Raw genomic sequence first — 24,330 nt, 5'->3', positions numbered from 1 at the left:
GCCCGCCACGGCTGACTGCTTGGTCAGTAATTGCCTCTGACTATATTGCAGATGGTGGCCGATGTCACCTGCATGAGGGCCGGGCGCGGTCCCCTCGCCGCCGGCTGCGCCCGTTCGCGGCGGTCATCGGTGAGTCAGCGGCCCGGTTCCGCGCCGTTGCTCGGTGCCGTTATCGTGGCCGGAACAGCAGAGAGAGGGGCATGATGAAAGGCAGACTTCTACTCGCGGCAGGAATCGGAGTGGGGTTCGTCCTCGGCTCCCGCGCCGGCCGGCAGAGCTACGAAACGCTGAAGGGATATGCGCAGGATCTGTGGAGCGACCCCAAGGTCCAAGACCGCGTGTCCGACATCGAGGACACAGTCAGGGAGAAGGCTCCGGTCGTGCAGGACAAAGCCGAGCAGGCGCTGAAGAGCGCCGGCGAGAAATCGAAGAGAGTCGGCGGTGAGATGAAGTCGAAGATCTCCGGCGACTCGACTGAGGACCCGACGGAGGACAGCCATGGCTGAGATCTCCGATACCGCGCACTTCGGGGCCAGCCGAAAGGCCATCGAGGCCGAGCTCGGCGTCATCGCCGCCCAGTGGGAGCAGCAGGGTCGCATCGAGCCGGTGGTGGACAAGGACACGGGCGAGATCCATCCCGACGCCGAGCGAGAGCTGCTCGACCGCCTCTGACCGATCTCGCTGCGGGGCGGGTGACCTCGCCCTATGCCGCGCTCACCCTGTGTCGGTCTCTGTGCGCCCTGACGGCGCCCTATGACAATTACCGACCGATTGGTTAGTATATTTCTAGGAATCGGCAGCGGTGCCGACAGCGGCCGCCGTGGACCGGGAGACGTCGTTTCACCAGGGAGAGCAAAGCATGACCGAAATCCTCAGTTCCTATGTGGCCGGATCCTGGCACACGCCCGGGGCGACCGAGTCCGCCCGACCCGTCCGTGACGCCGGCACCGGAGAGCTCCTGCACTCGGTGAGTTCGGCCGGAGTCGACTTCGCCGCCGTCGCCGACCACGCTCGGACGACCGGCATCGAGGCGCTGCAGAATCTGACCTTCCACCAGCGCGGTGTGATCCTCAAGAAGCTCGCGACCTATCTCATGGAGCGCACGAAGAGCTACCACGAGATCTCGTTCTCCACCGGCACCACGAAGCGCGACGCCTTCGTCGACATCGAGGGCGGCATCGGCACCCTCTTCACCTACTCCGGCGTCGCCCGCCGACAGATGCCGAACTCGACCGTCCACCTCGACGGCGGGGTCGAGCGCCTGTCGAAGAACGGCACCTTCGTCGGCCGCCACATCCTCACTTCCCGACAGGGCCTGGCGCTGCAGATCAACGCCTTCAACTTCCCCGTCTGGGGCATGCTCGAGAAGTTCGGGCCGATGTTCGTCGCCGGCATCCCCGTCGTCGTCAAGCCCGCCACCGACACCGCCCACCTGACCCGCGCGGTCGTCGCGGATATGATGGAGTCCGGCCTGCTTCCCGCCGGTGCGATCCAGTTGGTCAGCGGTGATGTCACCCCGCTGTTCGACCACCTTGCCGAACAGGACGCGATCGCCTTCACCGGCTCCGCGAACACCGCCCGCACGCTCTCCGGGCTCGACTGCGTGACCCAGCGCGGCACGCGCTTCTTCGCCGAGGCGGATTCGCTCAACTTCTCCCTGCTCGGCCCCGACGCCGCACCCGGCACGCAAGAATTCGACCTCTTCGTCTCCGGCGTCGTCGCCGAGATGACCGTCAAGGCCGGTCAGAAGTGCACCGCGATCCGCCGCACCTTCGTCCCCGAGGCCCACGCCGAGGCGGTCAGCGAAGCCATCATCGCCAAGCTCGCCACCCAAGGCGTCGGCGATCCGCGCGAGAAGTCCACCCGCCTGGGCCCCGTCGTCTCCGACAAGCAGCGCACCGACGTCCTCGACGCGGTCGACCGGATCATCGCCGGGGGAGCGCACCTGCTCGCCGGCGGACGTGAGGAGTCGGACAGGCTCGCCGCCGAGCACGGCGGGGCCTATGTCGCAGGCACCGTCCTCCAGGCCGATGACCCCTGGGCCGACGCCGTCCACGACATCGAGGCCTTCGGTCCCGTGACCTCGATCATCACCTATTCAGACACCGAGGAAGCCGTCCGCCTGGCCGCCCGTGGCCGCGGCTCCCTGGTCGGCTCCGTCGTCACCCACGACCGCGATTTCGCCACCGAATTCGTCCGCAGGATCGCTCCCTGGCATGGCCGGGTCCTCGTCCTCGACCGCGACGATGCCGAAGAGTCGACCGGTCACGGTTCGCCCCTGCCGAACCTCATCCACGGCGGCCCCGGTCGGGCCGGCGGCGGCGAGGAGATGGGCGGACTGCGCGGCGTCGAACACTTCATGCAGCGCACCGCGATCCAGGCCTCCCCGGATATGCTCACCGCGATCGGAGGGGAATGGGTCAACGGTTCGCAGCGCCGCCTCAGCGAGCATCCGTTCACGAAGTCGCTGGCCGATCTGCGCCTCGGCGACACCCTCGATTCGGAGTGGCGGGAAGTCACGCTCGACGACATCGAGCACTTTGCGAACTTCACCGGCGACACCTTCTACGCTCATATGAACGAAGAGGCGGCCGCCGCGAACCCGTTCTTCCCGGGACGCGTGGCCCACGGCTACCTCATCGTGTCCTTCGCCGCCGGACTCTTCGTCCAGCCGGACCCGGGGCCGGTGCTCGCGAACTACGGCCTCGAGGGGCTCAACTTCATCACGCCCGTCTCCCCGGGTGACAAGCTCAAGGTCACGCTCACGGCCAAGCGCATCACCCCGCGAGAGACCGACGAGTACGGTGAGGTCCGCTGGGACGCGCAGGTCGTGAACCAGAACGACGAACCCGTCGCGAACTACGACGTGCTCACGCTCGTGGCCAAGGAGTGCTGAGGCTCGAGGAAGACTGAGGGCCAGGCACCGCTGGAGGTCAAGGATTGAGCGTCGACCCGTGAGGGCGGGCGCTCAGTCGTGTCACCGGCGGGCCATCGTCACCGGCCTCGGGGGACGCGGACCTTCAGTGACGACGGACGTATTGTCACGCTGGCCGGGGTCTGGCCGATCTCGTCGCCATCGGCGACGATGGCGACCGGAGCTGCGCCGGCCGGGGTGTCGATGCGGATCTCGCGAGCATGGCCGTAGTGGATATGCGGGTGACGGTCGTGCCTGCCCGACATGAACGCGACGAGTTCGACGGCGAGTCTGGGCAGGAACGCGTTCTTGAGCAGGACGACGTCGATGAGCCCGTCATCGAGCTCCGCCTCGGGGGAGAGCTTGAGCCCGCCCCCATAGCGACCCGAGTTCGCGAAGCCTGCGGTCAGGCCCCGGAAATCGACGCGCCTACCGTCGACGGTCAGCTCCAGCTCGATGCTCTTCGGCGGCAGGATCGCACGCAGGACCCCGTACAGATACACCCACCGTCCCTTGACGTACCTGGCCGAGTTCGCGTGGCGCTGGACGGTCGAGTCGAGACCGAGGCAGACATTGCTGAGACTGACCTTCCCATCGAGGTCGAGGACATCGACGATCTGATCGCGGCCGGCGGCGATGTTCGCCACGGCCCCCTCGGTGTCCTTGGGGATGCCGAGCTTGCCGATGAGGTCGTTGCCGCGACCGCCGGCGATGACGCCCAGAGATGTATCCGTATCCACGAGGCCGGCCGCGACCGAACGCGCCATCCCGTCACCGCCGAGTGCGCCCACGACCCGTGCGCCATCTGCGGCGAATCCGGCGGCCAGCTCCTTCGCATGCTCCTCGCTCATGCTCCTCACGAGCCGCGCCTCGAGACCGTGGGCGGCAAAGGCCTCGACCAGCGGATCGATGCGTTTGAGCACGGCGCCTCTGCGGGCGGTGGGATTGAGGATCACGGGCACGGTCGAGCGGTCGGCGGTCGGGCCTGCGGGTCCCCTGACCGTGGAGTCCTTGTCTTCGGGGTCGCCGCTCACAGCCTTGCAGGTCCGTTCATGAGCTTGTCCGGATTCATGATGCCTGCGGGGTCGACCTCGGCCTTGGCCGCCCGCAGCATCCGCAGCCACAGCCCACCGGTCTCTGCTGTCATCCAGGGGGCGTGGTCGGTGCCCACGGCGTGGTGGTGGGTGATCGTGCCGCCGCCTGCGATGATGGCGTCGCCGGCCGCGGATTTCAGCGCCTTCCACTGGGCGATCTCCGCACCGATCTGCTGCTTGGCGAAGATCGTGTAGTACAGCGAACAGCCCGAGGCGTAGAGGTGCGAGACGTGGCAGAGCACGAACGCGGGTGTCCCGCGATCGGCCAGGGCTTTCTCGACGGCGACGCTGATCGTGTCGTGGAGCTGTTCGACCGTCGACCATGGTGCCGAGGTCTCCAACGTCTCGACGATCATCCCCTCCCGCAGCAGCTGATCGCGCAGGTACGGGGTCGAGAAGCGGTGCTTCTCCCATGTCGTCTCCGGAACCGCGCCGAGGTTGACGCCCTTGTGCTTCCGGGCGATCGACCGCGCCTCGGACCGGCGTGAGCGATTCTCGGCCGGGCGGCCGTCGAAGCGGACGACGAGCAGGCAGGGAGTCGAGACTCCGCGAGCGCGCAGATAGGCGAGGATGCCCTTACGCTGCAGTTCGCTGCCGAGCTGAGAGAGCCCGAACGCGGTCTCGTTGACATCCGAGAGCCGCGCGATGTCAAGGCGGAGTCCCGACTGCTCCATATCACGCAGCGCCGCGGTGCCCGAGGCGAAATCGGGGAAGAACCAGGAGTCGGCCAGGCTCGACTGCGGTGTGCGGCGGATCCGCAGCGTCACCTCGGTGATGATGCCCAGCGTCCCTTCCGAGCCGACCAACAGCTGGCGCGGATTCGGGCCGGCCGCGGTGGCCGGGGTGGTGCGCAGCTCGATCGGACCGTTCGGAGTCGAACAGCGCAGGCCGTACACGTTCTCGTCGATGCGCCCGTATCCGGTCGACTGCTGACCGGCGGAGCGGGTGGCGACCCAGCCGCCGACGGTGCTGAATTCGAAGGACTGGGGGTAGTGGGCGAGCGTGAAGCCGCGAGCCTGCAGCGCCTCCTCCAGATCGGGTCCGAAGACTCCGGCTTGGACCGTGGCCGTCAGCGATTCTGCGTCGACGTCGACGATCTTGTCGAGACGGGCCAGGCTGATGCTCACGCATGCCGAGAACTGCGCACGGGCGGCGGTGATGCCACCGACGACGCTCGTGCCGCCGCCGAACGGAACGACCGCAACGGATTCTTCGCTGCACACGGCCAGCAGGGCGTCCACCTCGGCGTCGGACGCGGGGTAGACCACCGCATCGGGAGCGTAGGTCAGCGCTCCGCTGCGCAGACGGATGAGGTCGGGCAGGCTGCGCCCGGCCGCATGGGAGACGCGGACGGCACGATCGTCGCGGACGAAGTCCTCGCCCACGGTCTCGGCGAGGCGGACGCGCACCTCATCGGTGAGCGTCGATTCGGGCAGCGCGACGTCCTCGAGTGCCACCGGCGGGTGATCGACCCCGGTCGGCCAGCCGCAGTGCTTGCTGAGGATCTTCTTCGCGCCGGGCTTGACGGGGCCGTCGTTGCCGTCCTCGCCCCAGCCCCACCAGCGCATGCGCGGTCGAGTGTTGTCCATGTTCGTCATCCTTCGTGTCGTGATTCGGCGATGAGTTCCGGAGCGAGCCGGACCACAGCGTCATAGAGGTCGGTGCGATCGGCGTCGACGAGACCCCAACGGGACCGCCGGTCGATGACGTCCTCGACCGTGAGGGCGAGTTCGTGCTCGACGGCGAAGCGGACTTCCGCCCCGGTCAGCGGGATCCCCTCTCTCACCGGTTCGTTGAGGCCGGGGTCGGCGTCACCGTAGGCGGCGACCTTCGCGGCCTCGGTTCCGAAGACGGCGACCAGGCGTTCGGGCAGGCCGGGGGCGGGGGTGCCCTTGCCGACGAGCCCGAGTTCGGCGGTTCGGCACGGTCCGGCCGACAGGCCGCCGGCTTCGACCACGGCGTCGACGGCGTCTTCGGCCATGCGTCGGTAGGCGGTGAGTTTGCCGCCGACGATGGTCAGCGCACCGGTCCGCGAGTCGCGCAGCAGGGCGTGCCTGCGCGAGAGGTCGGCGCTGGCTGACGCTCCCGTGCTCTTGATCAGCGGGCGGAAGCCTGCGTAGCTGCCGACGATGTCCTCGGGCGTGAGCTTGTCGCCGAGGACGGCGTTGATCGTGTCGAGGAGGAACGTCTCTTCGTCGCCGTCGGGGTGGGCGCGCTCCGGGATCGGTCCATGATGCGGATCGTCGGTGAGGCCGATCATGACCAGACCGTTGTGCCACGGCACAGCGAAGACGTAGCGGCCGAAGTGACCGGGCACCGGTGCGGTGATCGCGGCCTCCGGGTGGCCCAGGCGAGCGGCCTGCACGAGGATGTGCGAACCCTTGCTGGGGGCCAGTTCGACCTCGTCGGAGAGCGTATCGGACCAGACTCCTGCGGCGTTGACGATCTGCTTGGCGCCGATGGTGTGCTCGTCCCCGGTGAGGCGGTCCCTGACGTGCACGCGGCCGGGTTCGATGTCGGTCGCCTCGGCGTAGGTGATGATGCGTGCACCATGGTCTGCGGCCGTGCGGGCCAGGGCGACGACGAGCCTGACGTCGTCGATGAGCTGGCCGTCCCAGCTGAGCAGTCCGCCGCGCAGACCAGCGGCGTCGGTGGTCGGGGCGAGCCGCCGGACTGCGGCGGCCGAGACCCGGCGGGGGTGGGGGAGCAGTTCCTTCGGGGTGCGCGCGAGCATCCGCAGGGCGTCGCCGGCGTGGAAGCCGGCGCTCGTCACGGCGGCCTCGACGCGGCCGATCCCCGGGTGCAGCGGGAAGATCATCGGCAGCGGCCGGATGAGGTGCGGGGCGATGGTGTTCATCAGCCGGCCGCGTTCGACGGCTGATTCCCATGCAATCCCGATGTCGGCCTTGGCCAGGTAGCGCAGTCCGCCGTGGGCGAGTTTGGAGCTCCAGCTGCTGGTGCCCGAGGCGAGGTCGCCGCGTTCGACGAGGGCGACGCTGAGCCCACGGGCCGCCGCATCGAGGGCGACCCCGACGCCGGTGAATCCGCCGCCGATGACGACGAGGTCGACCTCGCCTTCGGTGACGGAGGCGAGGTCCCGAGCTCGGCGATCGGCATTGAGTGCGGAGTCTCCTGGAAAGGTGGACTTCATCGGCGTCCTTTCTGGTACGAGTGCGTACCAGTTTGCAATCGTTCGCCGATGTTGTCAAGATCACAGTGTGAGTGATGAGGGACGACAGTACGCCGGCAGCAGCGCCGCAGAGCGCACCAGCGCTCGTCGCGAGCAGATCATCGCGGCCGGCCTCTCCCTCTTCGGCACCCAGGGGTATCGGGCGACGACAGTCGGGGCGGTCTGTGAGTCCGCGGGCCTCAACAAGCGCTATTTCTACGAATCGTTCTCCACCCTCGAAGACCTCCTCTGCGCGGTCTACGAGCAGGTCGTCGCCGATCTGCGCGCGACTGTGCTCGCCGGAGGCGGGAACAGCGCCCCCGAGGTGCTGCGCGGCTTCATCGCCGCCTTCCTCCACTGGGCTCAGGCCGATCCGGTGAGGGCACGCGTGCATCTCTTCGAAGTGCTCGGGGTCAGCGCGCGGGTCGACGAGCTCTATCGCCGACATGGGAGGTCGATCGGCGGCGAACTGGTCGACCGTCTGGCCGCGTCGGTCCCCGGGCTGATGGCCACGGACGAAAAGCGGCGCATCCTCGGCGATGTGCTCGTCGGAGCGGGAATCCAGCTCGTCGTCGATTGGGTGATCAGCGGTTACGAGCCGCTGCGCGAGGAGCTGCTGGCCGAGATGGACGGGACGGTGGAGTGGGTCGTCGCCGCCGGGATGTCGGCGCTCGGCTTCGACCTCGGCTGAGAGCCGAGGAGGCGATCAGCTCTCCAGGCCCTGGAAGGCCATCGTCGTGACCGCCTCGGCGATGGTGTCGGGGTCGACGGGATAGCCGGGTCGATACCACTCGGTGATCGAGTTGACCATGCCGAAGAGCAGGCGCGTGATGAGACCCGGGGTGAAGTCCGAGCGCAGACCGCCCTCGGCGATGGCGCTTTCGACGAGCGCACGGACCTTCGCATCGATGTTGCGGCGAGCCTCGAGGGCGTCGCGCTCGAGGGGTGAGTTGCCGCGCACGCGCAGCAGCAGGGTCACCGAATGGTGGTACTCGATGAGGATGACCACGCTGGCGCGCACGGCCAGCTGCAGGCGCTCGAGCGCGGTGAGGTTCTCACGCAGGCTCTCGGTCTCGACTGCCGAGTCGAGCGCGCGGATCCCGCGGCTGATCGCCAGATGCAGCAGCTCTTCCTTCGACTTCACATGGTGGTAGATCGCTGACTTCGTGATGCCGAGCTCACGGGCGACCGTGTCCATGGAGGTGCCGTCGTAGCCACGGGAGACGAAGACCTCCGTGGCCTTGTTGATCAGCGTCTCCCGGTCGTAGCCGGGACGGCCGCGGCGCGAACGCTTGGCGGTCGCCTCGGTGGGGGCGGTCGCCCCGGTGGAGGCGGCAGACGCGGCGGCGGTCGCCTCGGCGGGGGTGGTCGAAGAAGAAGCGTTCGATGCAGACGTCGGCGACGTCGATCCGGGCGATGTCGACGCGGGTGAGGACGATTCGGGCATGCGCATCAGTCTAATCGGCCACCTCGGCGAGTGTCGCGACGCAGGTCACAGCACTCACGGCAGGACTCGCTGCAGGGCTGACCTCAGCACTCACAGCAGGACTGATCTCAGCGCATGCCCAGCGCCTCATCTCAGCGCACGCCTTCGCGGCGGTCGATGATGCGCTTCATCTTGCCGACCGAGCGCGGCAGGTCGCCGGGCAGCTTGATGTCGATGGTGCAGGAGACGCCGAGGCGCTCCTTGATCCGGGCGGCCACGAGCTTGTCGAGACCGTCGATCTCGACGGCGCCTACGCCTTCTCGGGCCTCGACCTCGACGGTCATCTCATCCATCCGACCCGGACGGGTGAGGACGAGCTGGAAGTGCGGGCTCAGGGGTGCGAACTCGAAGAGCACGGTCTCGACGTTCGCGGGGTAGACGTTGACTCCGCGGATGATCATGAGGTCATCGGAGCGGCCGGTGATGCGCGAGATGCGGCGGAAGTTCGGGCGTGCGGTGCCGGGCAGCAGCGTCGCCAGATCGTGCGTGCGGTAGCGGATGATCGGCAGCGCTTCCTTCGTCAGCGAGGTGAAGACGAGTTCGCCCTCCTGGCCGTCGGGCAGCGCCTCGCCGGTGAAGGGATCGACGATCTCCGGATAGAAGTGGTCCTCCCAGATCGTCGGGCCGTCCTTCGTCACCGCGGATTCGCAGGCCACGCCGGGGCCCATGACCTCGGAGAGGCCGTAGATGTCGACGGCGTTGATGTCGAAGGAGTTCTCGATCTCCGTGCGCATCTCGTCCGTCCACGGCTCCGCGCCGCAGATCGCTGTCTTCAGGCTCGTCGAGGTCGGATCGATGCCCTGCTTGTGGAATTCGTCGAGGATCGTGAGCAGGTAGGTCGGGGTGGCCGTGATGATATCGGGCTTGAAGTCCTGGATCAGCTGCACCTGGCGCGGGGTCTGACCGCCGGAGATCGGCACGACGGTGAAGCCGTGACGCTCCGCCCCGTGGACGCCGAGTCCGCCGGTGAACAGGCCGTAGCCGTAGGCGTTGTGCATCATCTGTCCGCGCTTGCCGCCGGCACCGAGGATGGACCGGGCGATGAGGCTGCCCCACCGATCGAGATCGCCCATCGTGTATCCGACGACCGTCGGCAGGCCGGTGGTGCCCGAGGAGGCGTGGATGCGGGCGACCTGCTCCTGCGGGACGGCGAAGAGTCCGAACGGGTAGTTGTCGCGCAGGTCCTGCTTGGTCGTGAATGGCAGCTTCGCGATGTCCTCGAGGCTCGTGATGTCTGCGGGGGTGACGCCGAGTTCGTCGAAGGCCTTCCGGTAGAAGGGGACCTTCTCGTACACGGTGGTCACCGAGGTCTTGAGGTTCTTCAGCTGGTCGGCGCGCAGCTCGTCCAGGCTCATCCGTTCGCCGGCGTCGAGGTCGGTCTCAGTCATCGTCGTCTCCTTGCGAATAGCTTCTGTGTGTCAGATCCAAAGACCGCCGAGGTGGTCCACCGTGCTTCGGTGTCCGGTCGTCGACGGGTGGTGCGGTGGGGTTCGTTCGGCGGGGTGCCGGTCGTCGGTTCGGGTGAGCGGCGGGGTCTACCTGCGAGCGGGCAGTGTGCGGGAGCGGCCGCGGTAGGTGGCGATGATGTCGTCGCCGCGGGTGACCGTGACGTCGTAGATGCCCGAGCGGCCCTGCCTGACGACTTCGCGGCCGCGGGCGACGAGCCTGTCTCCGAGGTGCGAGGGTTTGAGGAAGTCGATGTCCCCTCCCGAGGCGACCGTGATCGAGCCCGGGTAGTTGCAGGCCATCGCGAAGGTCGTGTCGGCGAAGAGGAAGACGTAGCCGCCGTGGGTGATGTCGTGGCCGTTGGTCATGATCTCGCTGACCGTCATCGAGCACTGGGCCCAGCCGGGTCCGTGGTCATCGACGCTGATGCCCAGATGCTGTGAAGCCCGGTCATTGGCGAACATCGCGGCCGCACCGGTGAGCTCGGGCGCGGCCTCGGTGGTGGAATCTGCGGGGGACGCACTGGTTCCGTGGGCCCCCTCGGTCTCTGGGCCCGCCTCGGTGAGGGAATCTGCGGGGGGCGGAGTGGCCGCCTCGGTGCGAGATTCGGGAGCCGCCTCGGTGGGGGAGGGGTCGCTTGGGGTCTCCGACTCCGCGGTCGTCGTATCGTGGGCGGGCTGGCCCATAGTCGGCTCCTCCTCGAGTCGCGGGTTCTGGCGCCGGTGCACGAGGAGTGCCTGCGCCGCTGCGTGTGGACGACGGTGAGAGTTCCCCGTGATCCCGGACGGTCAGCCCGTCGGAGAATAAACGACCATCTGGTCAATAAATATCGTTCCGATCGCCGACGCTGTCAAGTCCTGCGGTGTCAATCGGTCGTGCCAGAGTGCTGCTCGGCGGCAGAAATCGGATTGTTGGGTCGATGCACGGTGGTTTCGGCACCGATGACGCCGTGGATCGACCCAGCAATCCACTGAACGGCACGGCGGCGCGGCGGGACGACTCCGTCGTGGGCGGCATTGCACCCGGGCGCGGGGTGTGCGACACTTGTGGCAACAATACAGAACAAATGGTCAGTAAATGGATGCCCCGGGCCGAAGGTCTTACGATGGTCGGACCGATTCGAGGTTGGCAGCCGCTGACCGAGGCAGGTCCTGACAAGGGCACATCCAAGGGTGGAGTGGTCATGACAACTCAAGTGAACGACAACCGCCACGACGAGGCACAGCTGCAGGAGCAGTTCGACGCCACGATCGAGGCCAAGGATCGGATCGAACCCCGGGACTGGATGCCCGAGGCCTACCGCAAGACGCTCATCCGCCAGGTCGCGCAGCACGCGCACTCGGAGATCATCGGCATGCAGCCCGAAGGCAACTGGATCTCGCGCGCACCCTCCCTGCGGCGCAAGGCGATCCTGCTGGCGAAGGTCCAGGACGAAGCCGGGCACGGCCTCTACCTCTACTCGGCCGCCGAGACCCTCGGGGCCACGCGCAACGAGCTCACCGAGAAGCTTGTGGCCGGCAAGCAGAAGTACTCCTCGATCTTCAACTACCCGACCCTGTCCTACACGGATGTCGGCACGATCGGCTGGCTCGTCGACGGGGCGGCCATCTGCAACCAGGTGCCGCTGTGCCGGACCTCCTTCGGCCCCTACGGCCGCGCGATGATCCGCATCTGCAAGGAAGAGTCCTTCCACCAGCGCCAGGGCTACGAACTGCTGATGACGATGATGCGCGGCACCGAGGCCCAGCGTGAGATGGTCCAGGAATCGGTCAACCGCTTCTGGTGGCCGGCGCTGATGATGTTCGGACCGCCCGACGACAACTCGCCGAACACCGAGCAGTCGATGGCCTGGGGCATCAAGACCCACACCAACGACGAGCTGCGCCAGAAGTTCGTCGACATGTCCGTCCCGCAGGCCGAGGCCCTCGGCGTGACGTTCCCCGATGAGAACCTCAAGTGGAACGAAGAGCGCGGACACTTCGACTTCTCCACCCCGAACTGGGACGAATTCTGGGACGTCGTCAAGGGCAACGGCCCCTGCAACGAACAGCGCCTGGCCCACCGCAGGCGCGCGTGGGACGAAGGAGCCTGGGTGCGCGAAGCCGCGCTCGCCTTCGCCGAGAACCAGACCGCCGAGGCGGCCGCCCCCAAAACGTCGTCCCCCGCAGCCGGAGTCGACACCACCACACCCGAGGAGACAGCGAAGTGACCGAGACCAACCCCGGCCCAGCCTCGGCGAAAGACAACGCCGCCTCGGCGAAGGCACCCCGCGGCGAATGGCCGCTCTACGAGGTCTTCGTCCGCGGCAAGCGCGGACTCAACCACGTCCACGTCGGATCCCTGCACGCCGCCGATGATCAGATGGCACTGCACCACGCCCGCGACGTCTACACCCGACGCAACGAAGGCGTGAGCATCTGGGTCGTCCGCGCAGCCGATATCACGGCCTCGAGCCCGGACGAGAAGGACCCGATGTTCGCCCCCAGCGGCGACAAGGTCTACCGCCACCCCACCTTCTACGACATCCCCTCCGATGTCCCCCATATGTGAGGAGGACGAGCCGATGACTGCGAACAACGAACCCACCATCCACGTCGAACACGACGAAGCCGGCACGAACGTCGACCACGATACGCACGACAACGCGTACTCCGGACTGCTCGTCAATGACGCGAACTGGGCCTTCGGCACCGACTTCGAAGACCCCCTGGCCGGTGTCGACACGACCGTGCCCGACGGCGTCGACCCCAAGGGCCTTGGCGCCTACTGCCTGATGCTCGGCGATGACGCGCTCGTCTTCAGCCAGCGGATCTCCGAGTGGTGTTCGATGGCCCCGGATCTCGAAGAGGACATCGCGCTGGCGAACATCGCCCTCGACCTCCTCGGCCAGGCGCGTCTCCTGCTCGCCCGCGCCGCAGCCGCCGATCCGGAGCTCGTGCCCGAACTGCCCGCAGGCTCCCCGGTGCCCGATGAGGACCGACTCGCGTACTTCCGCAACGACCTCGCCTTCCGCAACGTCCGCCTGGCCGAGGTCCCCAACGGCGACTTCGCCGAGGCGGTCGCGAAGATCCTCATCTACTCCACCTGGCGCCTGTCGATCTTCGAACGCCTCACCGGCAGCCGCGACACCGTGCTCGCGGCCATCGCGGCCAAGGGCGTGAAGGAGATGTCCTACCACCGCGACTTCGCCGGACGCTGGGTGCTCACCCTGGCCCGCGGCACCGAAGAGTCGAAGTCCCGCCTGGTCACTGCGCTGATTGGTCTGTGGCCGCTGTGGTCCGAACTCTTCGAGACCCACCCGGTCGAAGCCGCCGTGGCCGAAGCCGGAATCGGTGTCGACCCCGCCGAGGTGGCCGACGAAGCATCCGTGATCATCGACCAGGTGTTCGCCGCGGCCGGAATCGACCGGCCCGAGCGAGGCGGTCTGGCCGGGGTCGGCGTCCACGGCGGCAAGGGCCGCGACGGACTCCACACGGAAGCCCTGTCGAAGCTGCTCGCCGAGATGCAGGTCGTCGCCCGGGAGCACCCGGAGGGGCAGTGGTGACCGCCATGCTCGAGACTTACCCGACCGCCGCCGGTGCAGCTCACACCCCGGCCGACGACGCCGAGGCGATCGACCGTGCCTGGGCCGCCGCCGAACGTGTGACCGACCCCGAGATGCCGATGCTCACTCTGCTCGACCTCGGCGTCCTGCGCGACGTCACGATCGAGAACGACCACGTCGTCACCACCATCACACCCACCTATTCGGGATGCCCGGCGATGGCGACGATGCGCGATGACCTGCAGCGCGAACTCCTCGACGCCGGATTCCCCGACGCCGAGGTGCGCGTGTCCCTGACACCTGCCTGGACGAGCGATTGGATCACCGAGCGCGGGAAGAAGGCGCTCAAGGATGCCGGAATCTCCCCACCCGGAGCCGCACCCGCCCGGCAGGGCCCGGTGGCGCTGACGCTCATGCCCACCCGCCGGGCAGTGACCTGTGTGCTGTGCGGATCGGACGATGTCAGGCTGTCCTCCGAATTCGGCGCGACCGCATGCAAGGCGATGTACCAGTGCAACGACTGCCTCGAACCGTTCGACCATGTGAAGGAGATCTGATGACCGACACGATCGATCAGACCGCCGAGGCGGCCCCCGCCACCGAGCCCGCCGACGGACTCTCCCGGTCGGCCTTCTACCCGCTGACCGTGAGCTCCGTCGACCACCTCACCGAGGATTCGGCCGCCGTGACCTTCGACGTGCCGGGCGAGTACTCCGAGCTCTTCGACTTCGCGGCAGGACAGTCCCTGACGCTGCGCCGCGTCATCGACGGCGCCGAGCACCGTCGCAGCTACTCGATCTGCGCCCCGGCCGGAACCGCTCCGCGCATCGGCGTGCGCGAAGTCCCCGAGGGGCTCTTCTCCCTGTGGCTGGTCAACGAGGTCCGAGCCGGCGACACGATCGAGGTGCAGCCGCCCTCGGGCAGCTTCCGCGCCGACGCCTCCGCCGGCGGCAGGCACCTGTGCATCGCCGCAGGTTCGGGAATCACCCCGATGCTCTCCATCGCCTCGACCGTACTGAGCAATCCCGAAGCCTCGGTGACTCTCCTCTACGGCAATCGGCACACGAACACCGTGATGTTCGCCGAGGAGCTCGCCGACCTCAAGGACGCCCGCAACCAGCAGCTCGACCTCGTCCACGTGCTCTCCCGCGAACCCCGCGATGTCGAGCTCTTCTCCGGCCGCCTCGACGAGGAGAAGCTGAGGGATCTGCTGACCGCCATCGTCCCGATCGGCAGCATGGACCATGTGTGGCTGTGCGGACCCTTCGGCATGCTCGAAGATGCGCGCAAGGTGCTCGCCGAGTTCGACGTGCCGAAGGAGAAGATCCACTTCGAGCTCTTCTACGTCGACGAACCGCCGCCGGAGGTCGTCCACGCCGACAAGGTGGTCGAAGGTGCGACGAGCGAGGTCACGGTCGTCCTCGACGGCAAACGCTCCACCTCGGCGATGTCGCAGGGCAAGACCATCCTCGATTCCGCGCAGGAATCCCGGTCCGATCTGCCGTTCGCCTGCAAGGGCGGCGTGTGCGGAACCTGCCGTGCGAAGATCTGCGGCGGCGAGGTCAACATGGTCCGCAACTACGCACTCGAAGACGCCGAGGTCGAGGCGAACTTCGTCCTCACCTGCCAGACGTTCCCCGTCAGCGACGAAGTCCTCGTCGACTTCGACTCCTGAGCGACCCGAACCCGAGCGGGCGCGTGCCCGCACTCCTTCGGGCGCAAGCCCGTACCATGTCACCTACCCGAACTCTTCAGCGAGGAGACCCATGCCCGAGGCATTCATTCTGGACGGACTGCGCACCCCCATCGGACGCTACGGAGGAGTTCTGGCCGACCAGCGACCCGATGACCTCGTGGCCACAACGCTCAAGACCGTCATCGAACGCTCCGGCATCGACGCCTCCGACATCGACGAGGTCATCCTCGGATCGGCGAATCAGGCCGGTGAGGACAATCGGAACATCGCCCGCATGGCCGTGCTGCTCGCCGGGCTGCCCGAATCCGTGCCCGGATTCACCGTCAACCGCCTGTGCGCCTCGGGAATGACCGCGATCACGACGGCGCGGGCGATGATCGCCGCCGGAGACGCCGAGGTGGTCGTGGCCGGAGGAGTCGAATCGATGACCCGCGCCCCCTGGGTGAGCGAGAAGCCCTCGCGCGCCTGGTCGAAGCCGGGTCGGAGTTGGGACACCTCGATCGGATGGCGGTTCACGAACCCCGTCTTCGGTGAGGACACGACCCTGTCGATGCCGCAGACGGCCGAGCGCGTCGCCGAGAAGTGGAAGCTGACCCGCGAGGCCCTCGACGAATTCGCCTATCGGTCGCATCAGTCGGCTCTGGCCGCGCAGAAGGCAGGCAGCTTCGATCCGGAGATCCTGCCCATCGGTGAGGTCACCGCCGACGAGGGACCGCGCGACTCGACCCTGGAGAAGCTCGGCAAGCTGCGTCCCATCCACGGCCCCGGCGGGGTCATCACCGCCGGAAACTCGTCGTCACTCAATGACGGAGCCGCCGTCGTCGTACTCGTGTCCGAGGACTATGCGAACAAGCACGGACTCAACCCGCGCGCCCGCGTCGTCGCCGGCGCCAACGCCGGAGTGTCCCCGGAGATCATGGGCATCGGGCCTGTGCCCGCCACCCGGAAGGTGCTCGAGCGCGCGGGGTGGAGCGTCGACGACCTCGAGGCCGTCGAACTCAATGAAGCCTTCGCCTCGCAGTCGCTGGCATGCATGGGCGACCTCGGCCTCGACCCGGAGACCGTCAACGGCTTCGGCGGAGCGATCGCGCTCGGCCATCCGCTCGGCTGTTCGGGCACCCGCATCACCCTGACCCTGCTCAACCGTCTCGAACAGGTCGGGGCGAAGAAGGGCCTGGCGACGATGTGCGTGGGCGTCGGACAGGGTTCGGCGCTGCTGCTGGAGCGTGCATGAGCGCGGGGGCAGACAGCGCCTCGCCGGTGATCATCGAGCGCTACGAGGATCGGATGATCATCCGGCTCAACCGGCCAGAGGTGCGCAACGCCATCGACCAATCGATGGTCGATGCCCTCCACACCGTATGCGCCGAACTCGAGGCCGAACCGAAGGTCGCGATCCTCACCGGCACCTCGGGAGTCTTCGCCGCCGGTGCGGACATCGCCCAGCTGCGGAATCGTCGCCGTGACGATGCCCTGGCCGGCATCAACTCGAAGATCTTCACCCGCATCCAGGAGCTGCCGATGCCGGTCATCGCCCTCGTCGAGGGATTCGCCCTCGGCGGTGGTGCCGAGCTCGCTTTCGCCGCGGACTTCCGCATCGGCACCCCCTCGACGAAGATCGGCAACCCGGAGACCGGACTGGGCATCCTCGCCGCCGCCGGAGCCGCCTGGCGTCTGCGCGAACTCGTCGGCGAACCCCGCGCCAAGGAGATCCTGCTCGCCAGTCGCACTCTGCAGGCCGATGAGGCCAAGGCGATCGGTCTGCTCAATGACGTCGTCGACCCCGAGGATCTCGAATTGGCCGGTCAGGCGCTTGCTGATCGGATTGCGAGCTTCGCACCCCTGGCCGTGCGGCTGAGCAAATCGGCGTTCCACGCACCGCGTGAGGCGCATCCGCTCATCGACAATGTGGCTCAGGCCGTGCTGTTCGAATCGCAAGAGAAGTTCGCGCGGATGGACGCATTCCTGTCCAAACGCGAGGCCAAGAAGGCGAAGAAGGCAGCCGAACAGGAAGCGGCCGAGCGCGCACGCGCCGAAGCCGTTGCCACCGAAGCGATCGACCAGCAGCGCGATTCGCGCACCCGAGAAGAAGGCGACAACGCATGAGCGACACCACAGACACCCCCACCGAGGTGGCCCCCACCACCGCCCGCGTCCCCGACGTCGTCGGTGTCTTCGGCGGCGGTCGGATGGGTGCGGGGATCGCGCATGCCTTCGCCACCGCCGGCGCTCGCGTCATCGTCATCGAGAACACCGACGACACCGTGGCCGCTGCCAGACAGCGCATCGACGCATCGATCGAGAAGTCGCAGTCCAAGGGCATCGATGTGCCCGGAACCGTCGTCGTCGACCGCGACCCGACCCTGCTCGACGAGGCCCTCCTCGTCGTCGAGGCCGTGCCCGAGATCGTCGGACTCAAGCAGGAGGTGCTCGCCGCTGTCGCGAAGCACGCTCCGGCCGCCAGCATCGGCACGAACACCTCGGCGCTGTCGATCGACGAGCTCGCCGCCGCCCTGCCGCGCCCGCAGGCGCTCATCGGGCTGCACTTCTTCAACCCGGTGCCCGTGTCCGAACTCGTCGAGGTCGTCGTCGGCACCCACACCGATCCCAAGCTCGTCGAGGTCGCCAGGGAATGGGTGACGGCACTGGGGAAGACGGCGATCACGGTGAAGGATTCGCCCGGATTCGCCTCCTCCCGCCTCGGTGTGGCCTTGGCGCTGGAAGCGATGCGGATGGTCGAAGACGGCGTCGCCAGTGCCGAGGATATCGATCGTGCCATGACTCTGGGCTACCGGCATCCGGCCGGACCGTTGCAGACGACGGACATCGTCGGTCTCGATGTGCGCTTGGGAATCGCCGAGCACCTCGCCGCCGAGATCGGCGAGCGGTTCACACCCCCGCAGATACTGAAGGACAAGGTCGCCGCCGGTGAACTCGGCCGCAAGACCGGGCAGGGTTTCTACACCTGGTGACACCCGGCGCCCCCTGGTGACGGGCGCGACTGCGTCCGTCACCGCAGGCGCCGCCACCGCAAGGACACGCAAAGGAGCATCCATGACCGAGATCCAGCTGAAGAACCGGGGCCCGATCGCCGAGATCGTCCTCGACGGACCGGAGACCCGCAACGCCCTCGACGCGGACAACCTCCGCGATATCGCCGCCGCCGTGGCCAAGGTCGCCGAGGCGGTCCCGAACGTGCGCGTCCTCCTCATCCGCGGGGAGGGCAAGATCTTCTGCTCCGGCCGCGATATCGCGAACGTCGACGTCGAGACCGATGATGCTCACGCCTTCCTCGCCGACATCTTCGCACCCGTCTTCCAAGCGATCCGGGCTCTGCCGATCCCCGTGATCTCACAGGTTCAGGGGGCGGCGCTCGGGCTCGGGTACGGTGTCGCCGCGGCCGCTGACATCATCTTCGCCGCCGATGATGCGAAGCTCGGGTCCCCGTTCGCCGCGATCGGCGCGATGCTCGATTCCGGTGCCCACCACGTGTTCCTCGATCGGGTCGGCTACCACCGGACCATGGACCTCATCGTCACCGGTGATTTCATGTCCGGCGCCGAGGCGGCCGCCACCGGGGTCGTCTCCCGCGCGGTCCCGGCCGCGGAGCTGTCGGACTTCGTCGAATCGAAGCTGGAGAAGATCGTCACCGGACCAGCCGAGGCCTTTGCCATGGAGAAGGGGTTCGTGCAGAAACTCGCCGACGAGCGGCCGAGCCTCGTCGAGGTGCTCGCCCAAGAGGCGGTTCTGCAGGAATCGGCGCGTCAGACCCCGGACTATGCCGAAGGGTTCAGGGCCTTCCAAGAGAGGCGGAAACCGAACTTCGGCTGAGTTCAGTCGGTCTCGGGTGTCCGATCCTCGGGCGCCTGCGTCCCTGACTCCTCCGCCGCCGAGGCCTCACGAGTGCGCTTCCATCGGCGCATCGTGATGATCGTGAGCGTGATGACCAGGGCCCAGGAGATTCCCACGGCGACGCCGCCCAGGACATTCGGTTCCCCGATGAAGGCGCCGACGGCCACCAGCGAGAGCTGCCCCGGCAGGGACGAGATGATGGTGGCGGTGAGGAACGTGCGGCTGTCGATTCCCAATGCCCCGCTGCCGTAGTTCACCGGCCAGTATGGGAAGCCGGGCATGAGGCGCAGGGTGCACACTGCGTAGAACCCGCCGCCGGTGAGTCGGGACTCGACGGATTCGGCATGCGAACCGAGCAGACGCATCACCGTCTCCCGGCCGAGCGCCCGAGCGATCCAGTACCCGCCCCAGCAGCCGAGCACGACCCCGATCATCGACAGCAGAGTGCCGAAGGCCAGACCGAAGATCAGACCACCGGCGGTCGCCATGATCGTCACCGGGATGGGGGTAGCGGCGACGACCGCGTAGATGAGGATGAAGACGCCGAAGCCCCAGAAGCCGGCGGCCGCGATATCGGCCTGCAAGACGTCGATCGAGGGCAGGCGGACGTTGAAGATCGCCCACACCGCGGCCAGCAGCGCCAGGGCCAGGGCGATGTTGCGCAGGATCGTCGACCAGTCGAGGCGCCCTCGGTTGTGCCGGGTGCGGGGCGACCACTCCGCGGGCGAGGCGTCTTCGTGTCCGGGCATGGCCCGATCTTACGTCTCGCCCGGGGTGGTTGGGCAATCTTCCCCTCAGGCTGCGGGGCCCTCGGCCAGTGTCACATTCGAGGTGTGGGACTGGCCGTCGGCGTCCGTCCAAGTCAGGGGCACGGTGTCTCCGGGCTTGTGCTCGGCGATGGCCTCGGACAGGGCGGTGCCGTCGGTGATCTGCGTCGAGCCGATCGCGGTGATCGTGTCACCGGCGGTGAGCCCCGCCTCGGCGGCGGGAGTGTCCTCGTAGACCCCGGCGACGACTGCGCCATCAGTCTGCGAGGAAGCACCGGACTGCCCGTATCGGCCGTCCGCGTCGCTGCCGTACTGGCCCTGCTGACCGGACTGACCCTGCTGTCCCGAGTCATCGGACTGGCCGACGCCGATGCCGAGGAACGCCGGATAGCCGAGTGTGTTCGTGCTCGTCTGCTGACCGTCGATGATCGACTCCGCAGTCGTCAGCGCGGTCTCGATGGGGATGGCATAGCCGGTGACGACTGGGGCGCCGGATGATGCGGCCGTGTTCATGCCGACGACCTCGCCCTCGTCATCGAGCAGTGCACCGCCCGAATCACCGGAGACGATATCGGCTTGGACCTCGATCATGTCATCCAGCGTCTCCGAATCCTCGGTGGCCTGCGCTGTCGTGGTGACGGAAGCGCCGAGGTCGGTGACCGGTCCGTCGGCGGCCTGCAGCTGTCCGCCGCCCTCGGAGTTGCCGACGGCGGTGACATCGTCGCCGACCGAGACGGAGTCGTCGTCGATCGTCGCCGTCTGCAGGTTCGAGGCGTCCTTGAGCTTGAGCACGGCCACGTCCTTCGTCGAGTCCGAGCCGACGACGGAGGCCTCATAGGTCTTGCCCGTCGTGGCCACGGTGACCGCGATCTTCGTCGAACCGGAGATGACATGGTTGTTCGTGAGGATGAGTCCGTCCTGGCTGAGCACCATGCCGGTGCCGGCCGCCTCGGCGTTCTCATAGCCGAGCCGGGTGTCGATGAGGACGACGCCGGTGGACTCCTTCGCGCTCGCCGGGGTGGCGTCCTCCTGGCTCGTGCTGCCTCCCGTGCCCGGAGACATGCTGCTGCCGCTGCCAGGAGACGCGCTGCCGCCTACGCCCGGAGACATGCTGCTGCCGTTGTCGGTGGGCTGACCGGTGAAGGGCATCTCCGTGCCCGAGCCGGCAGCCACAGCGGAATTCGATGCCGCCGAGGCGGGAACTCCGGTGAGGCCGCCGGCGGTCAGCGCCAGCGCGGCGGCGGCACCCGTGACCGCCAGCGCCAGGCGGCGCTTGTGCATGCCCTTCTGTGCGTATGCCGTCCTCGTGCGCCTCGACTCGTTCATGGTCTGTGCCTTTCTCAGCTGTGGGGGAGTGCTTGATGACTCCTATTCAGCACCCGGACGCTGTGGCCAGGCTGTGGCGCAACTGGAGCGAGGCTTCGACTTTGTGAACTGCGAGCCGAGAACGGTTCTTGAATATGCCGATCCCCGGCAGAACCTGGTGGGGTTCTGCCGGGGATCGGCACACGCGGAGGGGGCGGGCCGCCTCGGCGAGGGTGTCAGCCGGTGAAGATCGCGACGGCCTTGACCACGGTCAGGGACAGGCCCCAGACGAGGCCGCCGACCACGACGACGGTGAGGACGGAGCCGACGGCTTTGTAGGCGCCGCCGACGGGCGACTGCGGTGAACCGGAGTCGGGGACGTGGGCGACGGGGGTGGAATCGTTCATGATCGGACCCTTCCTTCAGTTCTCTTCGAGGGCGGCGGCCTGCTTGGCGGCGACGTCCTCTTCGCGTTCGAAGTACTTCTCGCTGACCGGGCGGACGAGCGCATTGGCGATGAAGCCGACGACCAGCGCACCGACCATGATGAACATGCCGGGAGTGTAGAGGGCGGGGCCGGACTTTCCGGCCGCCTCCCCGGCTTCGACGACGGAGTTGACGATGAGCGGACCGGCCACGCCGGCCGCCGACCACGCCGTGAGCAGCGCGCCGTGGATAGCGCCGACCTGGTAGACGCCGAAGAGGTCCTTGAGGTAGGCGGGAACGGTGGAGAATCCGCCGCCGTAGAAGGAGATGATGATGAGGGTGGCCAGCACGAAGAGGATGATCGAACCGCCGCCGAAGAGCGCGACGAGGAGGTAGAGGATCGCACCGACGCCGAGGTACATCATGTAGTTGTTCTTCCGGCCGAGGTAGTCGGACGTCGTCGACCAGATGAACCGGCCGCCCATATTGCCGATCGAGAGCAGTCCGACGAAGCCGGCGGCCGCGGCGGCGGTGATGCCGAAGTAGGCCTGGATCATCGGGGCGGCGTTCTCGAGGATGCCGATGCCCGCGGTGACGTTGAGGAACAGGACGACCCACAGAAGCCAGAACTGCGGTGTGCGGATGGCGTTGCGCACCGAGACGTTGCCCTTCGTCTGCATCGGCTTCGCTGCGACCTTCGACGGGTCGAAGCCCTTCGGGGTCCATTCGGGGTGGGGGACGCGGATCACGAAGGCACCGGCGGCGATGACGACGGCATAGACGATGCCGAGGGTGACGAAGGTCGGGGTCAGACCGGCGACGAGGTGCTCAGGATCGGCACCGCCGCCGAAGAAGGCCATGAGCTGGTTCGACATCGGGCTGGCGATGAGGGCGCCGCCGCCGAAGCCCATGATGGCCAGGCCCGTGGCCAGGCCGGGACGGTCCGGGAACCATTTCATCAGGGTCGAGACCGGGGAGATATAGCCGATGCCCAGGCCGATTCCGCCGATGACTCCGTAGCCGAGGTAGACCAGCCACAGCTGACCGGTCACGATGCCAAGCGAGGCGATGAAGAAGCCGACGACCCAGCAGGTTCCGGCTGCGACCATGGAGGCGCGCGGACCGTTCTTCTCCACCCAGGGACCGAAGACGGCCGAGGAGATGCCGAGCATGAGGATCGCGATCGAGAAGATCCAGCCGATCGAGACCTCGCCCGCGTCGAAATGCGTCATGAACGGGATCTTGAAGACGCTGAATGCGTAGACCTGGCCGATGCACAGGTGGATGGCCAGAGCCGCCGGTGGGATCAGCCACCGGTTGAAGTTCTTCGGCGCGACGATCGCGGAGCGCGTGAGAATGGAAGCCACGGGAAGTCCTTTTCTGCAGTGAGACTCGTGTCACCGTCGACACCGGTCAGCGGACGGAGCGTACGACCGGCAGTGATCCGACCGATCGAATAGTCCACATCAGGGTAAGTTCCACACAAGAGAAATGCGAGGAACACTCAGTGTTTTCTTGAGAAAAGGCGGCACTTTCTTGCCAAGTGGGACGGAATCCGTGGTTGAGGGGTGAGGGCCGCCGGGGCCGGCCCGACCGGAAACCCGGAGAACTCAGAGGTGGATCGTGACGTCGGCCTGCTTGCGCAGCTTCTTCGCGTACTTCTGCGTCGCCTCGGTGGACTTCTGGTTCTTCACCTGTTCCTTGAGCTGGGGACGCATCTCCTCGATCGGCGGCATCTCCTGCTGGCCCTGGCCGCCCTGCTGAGCCATCTGCTCCTGCTGGGCCTTCGCCTGTTCGTAGGCCTGTCCGATCTCCTCGCCGCTGACCTTGAACTCGCCGTACTCGTCCTCGACGAGGCCTTCGATCTTCAGCTGGTTCTTCAGCTCCGAGCGGACCTTCTCCTCATCCATGCCCTGGTCCTTCATGGCCTTGAGGAAGTCCTTCTCGCTCATCTGACCCGACTTGGCTGATTCCTTGAGCCCCTTGTCGATGTCCTTGTCCGTCACCGAGATGTCGCGCTTATCGGCTTCCTGGACGAGCACTTCGGTGCTGACGAGGTTCTCAGCGGTCTGCTTCTTCAGGTCCTTCTCGTCGACCGGCTGGCCGGACTGCTGAGCCTGCATCTGCATCTGCTGGTACTGGGTCTCGAAGAGGGGGACGAAGTCGTCCTTGACGATCTTCTCCCCGTTGACCTCGGCGACCACCTCGGGGATGTCCTTCGTGTTCGGCTTGCCCTGCTGACCCTGTTGGTCCTGAGCGGAGTCGGCGCCGGGGGACTGTTCGGCTGCGGCCGAGGACTCCTGCGGTTTCGCGTCGTCGCCCTGACTTCCGCAGGCGGCCAGCCCCACTACGGTCACGGACATGGCCAGGCCCAGCAGCCACCGGTTCGTTCGCACATTCACTCCTGCTCATCGGTTTCAGCCTGCCAGGCTAACAGGGCGGACTCCCCGAAGAATGTGTGGAGTATGTGCGTCACTTGGCAAGGGCGATCGGCGGCGGTACGAGCGCGGAGGTTCCGGGCACCTTCTGTTCGACGGGGATTCGTCGGTCGGGAACTGACGGTCGGCCGCCTCGGCGGGTACACTGCGGCTACCGGAATCGCACGGAGCACGGTCCGTGCCATCCGCAGCG

Annotated in this window: 24 protein-coding genes; 13 read left to right on the top strand and 11 right to left on the bottom strand. The window is 67.3% G+C overall.

From position 1 onward, the window contains the following. The first annotated feature begins 200 nt into the window (after positions 1 to 200). The 3 genes from FHG09_RS02310 (at position 201) to paaZ (ending at position 2,896) form a co-directional block, all read left to right on the top strand. Entirely contained in the window at positions 201 to 506 is a 306-nt protein-coding gene (locus tag FHG09_RS02310; protein ID WP_152346071.1) for a YtxH domain-containing protein, read from the top strand. Then, positions 499 to 672 carry a hypothetical protein gene (locus FHG09_RS19705; protein ID WP_166828723.1) on the top strand — a complete coding sequence of 58 codons (174 nt, stop codon included), beginning with the start codon at positions 499 to 501 and terminating at the stop codon, positions 670 to 672. Before FHG09_RS02310 ends, FHG09_RS19705 begins: the two co-directional genes overlap by 8 nt. 187 nt (positions 673 to 859) lie before the next feature. Further along, the gene (gene paaZ / locus FHG09_RS02305; protein ID WP_152346070.1) at positions 860 to 2,896 is read left to right on the top strand and encodes a phenylacetic acid degradation bifunctional protein PaaZ; all 2,037 of its coding nucleotides are present in this window, start codon (positions 860 to 862) and stop codon (positions 2,894 to 2,896) included. Positions 2,897 to 2,994: 98 nt separating this feature from the next. On the opposite strand, the gene FHG09_RS02300 is transcribed toward paaZ, so the two are convergent. Genes FHG09_RS02300 through FHG09_RS02290 form a run of 3 tightly spaced genes read right to left on the bottom strand, consistent with a single transcriptional unit; the run spans position 2,995 to position 7,159 of the window. Beyond that, positions 2,995 to 3,948 carry a diacylglycerol/lipid kinase family protein gene (locus FHG09_RS02300; protein WP_193627250.1) on the bottom strand — a complete coding sequence of 318 codons (954 nt, stop codon included), beginning with the start codon at positions 3,946 to 3,948 and terminating at the stop codon, positions 2,995 to 2,997. Further along, entirely contained in the window at positions 3,945 to 5,597 is a 1,653-nt protein-coding gene (locus FHG09_RS02295; protein WP_152346068.1) for an FAD-binding oxidoreductase, read from the bottom strand. Before FHG09_RS02295 ends, FHG09_RS02300 begins: the two co-directional genes overlap by 4 nt. A gap of 5 nt (positions 5,598 to 5,602) precedes the next feature. Continuing rightward, on the bottom strand, positions 5,603 to 7,159 hold the full coding sequence (locus FHG09_RS02290; RefSeq protein WP_152346067.1) for a glycerol-3-phosphate dehydrogenase/oxidase: 1,557 nt from the start codon (positions 7,157 to 7,159) through the stop codon (positions 5,603 to 5,605). Between the two features lie 67 nt (positions 7,160 to 7,226). Here FHG09_RS02290 and FHG09_RS02285 point away from each other — a divergent pair, with 67 nt between their 5' ends. After that, positions 7,227 to 7,868 carry a TetR/AcrR family transcriptional regulator gene (locus FHG09_RS02285; protein WP_193627249.1) on the top strand — a complete coding sequence of 214 codons (642 nt, stop codon included), beginning with the start codon at positions 7,227 to 7,229 and terminating at the stop codon, positions 7,866 to 7,868. 15 nt (positions 7,869 to 7,883) lie between these two features. Here the strand turns inward: FHG09_RS02285 and FHG09_RS02280 are convergent, their stop codons facing one another. The 3 genes from FHG09_RS02280 to paaI all read right to left on the bottom strand — a co-directional run bounded on the left by FHG09_RS02280 (position 7,884) and on the right by paaI (position 10,795). Next, positions 7,884 to 8,624 (bottom strand): TetR/AcrR family transcriptional regulator, encoded by a 741-nt coding sequence (locus FHG09_RS02280; protein WP_152346065.1) that lies wholly within the window; start codon positions 8,622 to 8,624, stop codon positions 7,884 to 7,886. A 131-nt stretch (positions 8,625 to 8,755) separates the two neighbouring features. After that, complete coding sequence (locus tag FHG09_RS02275) at positions 8,756 to 10,051, bottom strand: AMP-binding protein (protein ID WP_152346064.1); 1,296 nt, start codon at positions 10,049 to 10,051, stop codon at positions 8,756 to 8,758. 147 nt (positions 10,052 to 10,198) lie between these two features. After that, a complete protein-coding gene (gene paaI / locus FHG09_RS02270; RefSeq protein ID WP_152346063.1) occupies positions 10,199 to 10,795 on the bottom strand; it encodes a hydroxyphenylacetyl-CoA thioesterase PaaI in 597 nt (198 codons plus the stop codon). Between the two features lie 497 nt (positions 10,796 to 11,292). On the opposite strand from paaI, the gene paaA reads away from it, so the two are divergent. The 9 genes from paaA (at position 11,293) to FHG09_RS02225 (ending at position 19,180) form a co-directional block, all read left to right on the top strand. Then, a complete protein-coding gene (gene paaA / locus FHG09_RS02265) occupies positions 11,293 to 12,318 on the top strand; it encodes a 1,2-phenylacetyl-CoA epoxidase subunit PaaA (RefSeq protein ID WP_152346062.1) in 1,026 nt (341 codons plus the stop codon). Next, positions 12,315 to 12,659 (top strand): 1,2-phenylacetyl-CoA epoxidase subunit PaaB, encoded by a 345-nt coding sequence (gene paaB, locus FHG09_RS02260; protein ID WP_152346061.1) that lies wholly within the window; start codon positions 12,315 to 12,317, stop codon positions 12,657 to 12,659. Before paaA ends, paaB begins: the two co-directional genes overlap by 4 nt. A 13-nt stretch (positions 12,660 to 12,672) precedes the next feature. Further along, positions 12,673 to 13,653, top strand: a complete 981-nt coding sequence (gene paaC, locus FHG09_RS02255) for a 1,2-phenylacetyl-CoA epoxidase subunit PaaC (RefSeq protein ID WP_152346060.1) — start codon at positions 12,673 to 12,675, stop codon at positions 13,651 to 13,653. A 5-nt stretch (positions 13,654 to 13,658) separates the two neighbouring features. Further along, positions 13,659 to 14,210 carry a 1,2-phenylacetyl-CoA epoxidase subunit PaaD gene (gene paaD, locus FHG09_RS02250; protein WP_152346265.1) on the top strand — a complete coding sequence of 184 codons (552 nt, stop codon included), beginning with the start codon at positions 13,659 to 13,661 and terminating at the stop codon, positions 14,208 to 14,210. Next, positions 14,210 to 15,328, top strand: a complete 1,119-nt coding sequence (gene paaE, locus FHG09_RS02245) for a 1,2-phenylacetyl-CoA epoxidase subunit PaaE (protein WP_152346059.1) — start codon at positions 14,210 to 14,212, stop codon at positions 15,326 to 15,328. Before paaD ends, paaE begins: the two co-directional genes overlap by 1 nt. A 91-nt stretch (positions 15,329 to 15,419) precedes the next feature. Then, on the top strand, positions 15,420 to 16,583 hold the full coding sequence (locus FHG09_RS02240) for a thiolase family protein (RefSeq protein ID WP_152346058.1): 1,164 nt from the start codon (positions 15,420 to 15,422) through the stop codon (positions 16,581 to 16,583). After that, on the top strand, positions 16,580 to 17,455 hold the full coding sequence (locus FHG09_RS02235) for an enoyl-CoA hydratase/isomerase family protein (RefSeq protein ID WP_152346057.1): 876 nt from the start codon (positions 16,580 to 16,582) through the stop codon (positions 17,453 to 17,455). The genes FHG09_RS02240 and FHG09_RS02235 overlap by 4 nt, the downstream gene beginning before the upstream one ends. Then, positions 17,452 to 18,321, top strand: coding sequence for a 3-hydroxyacyl-CoA dehydrogenase family protein (locus FHG09_RS02230; RefSeq protein ID WP_152346056.1), 870 nt, complete (start codon positions 17,452 to 17,454; stop codon positions 18,319 to 18,321). Before FHG09_RS02235 ends, FHG09_RS02230 begins: the two co-directional genes overlap by 4 nt. Before the next feature lie 82 nt (positions 18,322 to 18,403). Continuing rightward, positions 18,404 to 19,180: an enoyl-CoA hydratase/isomerase family protein gene (locus tag FHG09_RS02225; RefSeq protein WP_152346055.1), complete on the top strand. Its 777-nt coding sequence runs from the start codon at positions 18,404 to 18,406 to the stop codon at positions 19,178 to 19,180. Positions 19,181 to 19,182: 2 nt separating this feature from the next. Here FHG09_RS02225 and FHG09_RS02220 read toward each other — a convergent pair whose 3' ends face one another. The 5 genes from FHG09_RS02220 to FHG09_RS02205 form a co-directional block, all read right to left on the bottom strand. Further along, a complete protein-coding gene (locus FHG09_RS02220; protein WP_152346054.1) occupies positions 19,183 to 19,950 on the bottom strand; it encodes a TVP38/TMEM64 family protein in 768 nt (255 codons plus the stop codon). A gap of 45 nt (positions 19,951 to 19,995) precedes the next feature. Then, entirely contained in the window at positions 19,996 to 21,294 is a 1,299-nt protein-coding gene (locus FHG09_RS02215; RefSeq protein WP_152346053.1) for a S1C family serine protease, read from the bottom strand. 215 nt (positions 21,295 to 21,509) lie between these two features. Beyond that, the gene (locus FHG09_RS19700; RefSeq protein ID WP_193627248.1) at positions 21,510 to 21,680 is read right to left on the bottom strand and encodes a hypothetical protein; all 171 of its coding nucleotides are present in this window, start codon (positions 21,678 to 21,680) and stop codon (positions 21,510 to 21,512) included. Between the two features lie 15 nt (positions 21,681 to 21,695). Next, on the bottom strand, positions 21,696 to 23,066 hold the full coding sequence (locus FHG09_RS02210) for an OFA family MFS transporter (protein ID WP_152346052.1): 1,371 nt from the start codon (positions 23,064 to 23,066) through the stop codon (positions 21,696 to 21,698). Between the two features lie 243 nt (positions 23,067 to 23,309). After that, positions 23,310 to 24,095: a SurA N-terminal domain-containing protein gene (locus FHG09_RS02205; RefSeq protein WP_227492494.1), complete on the bottom strand. Its 786-nt coding sequence runs from the start codon at positions 24,093 to 24,095 to the stop codon at positions 23,310 to 23,312. Between the last annotated feature and the right edge of the window lie 235 nt (positions 24,096 to 24,330).

Source organism: Brevibacterium sp. CFH 10365 (genome assembly GCF_009299785.1).
In the GTDB taxonomy this organism is placed as follows: domain Bacteria; phylum Actinomycetota; class Actinomycetes; order Actinomycetales; family Brevibacteriaceae; genus Brevibacterium; species Brevibacterium limosum.
Note: the sequence above shows the minus strand (reverse complement) of the source record. Positions and strands in the feature narration are given on the sequence as shown.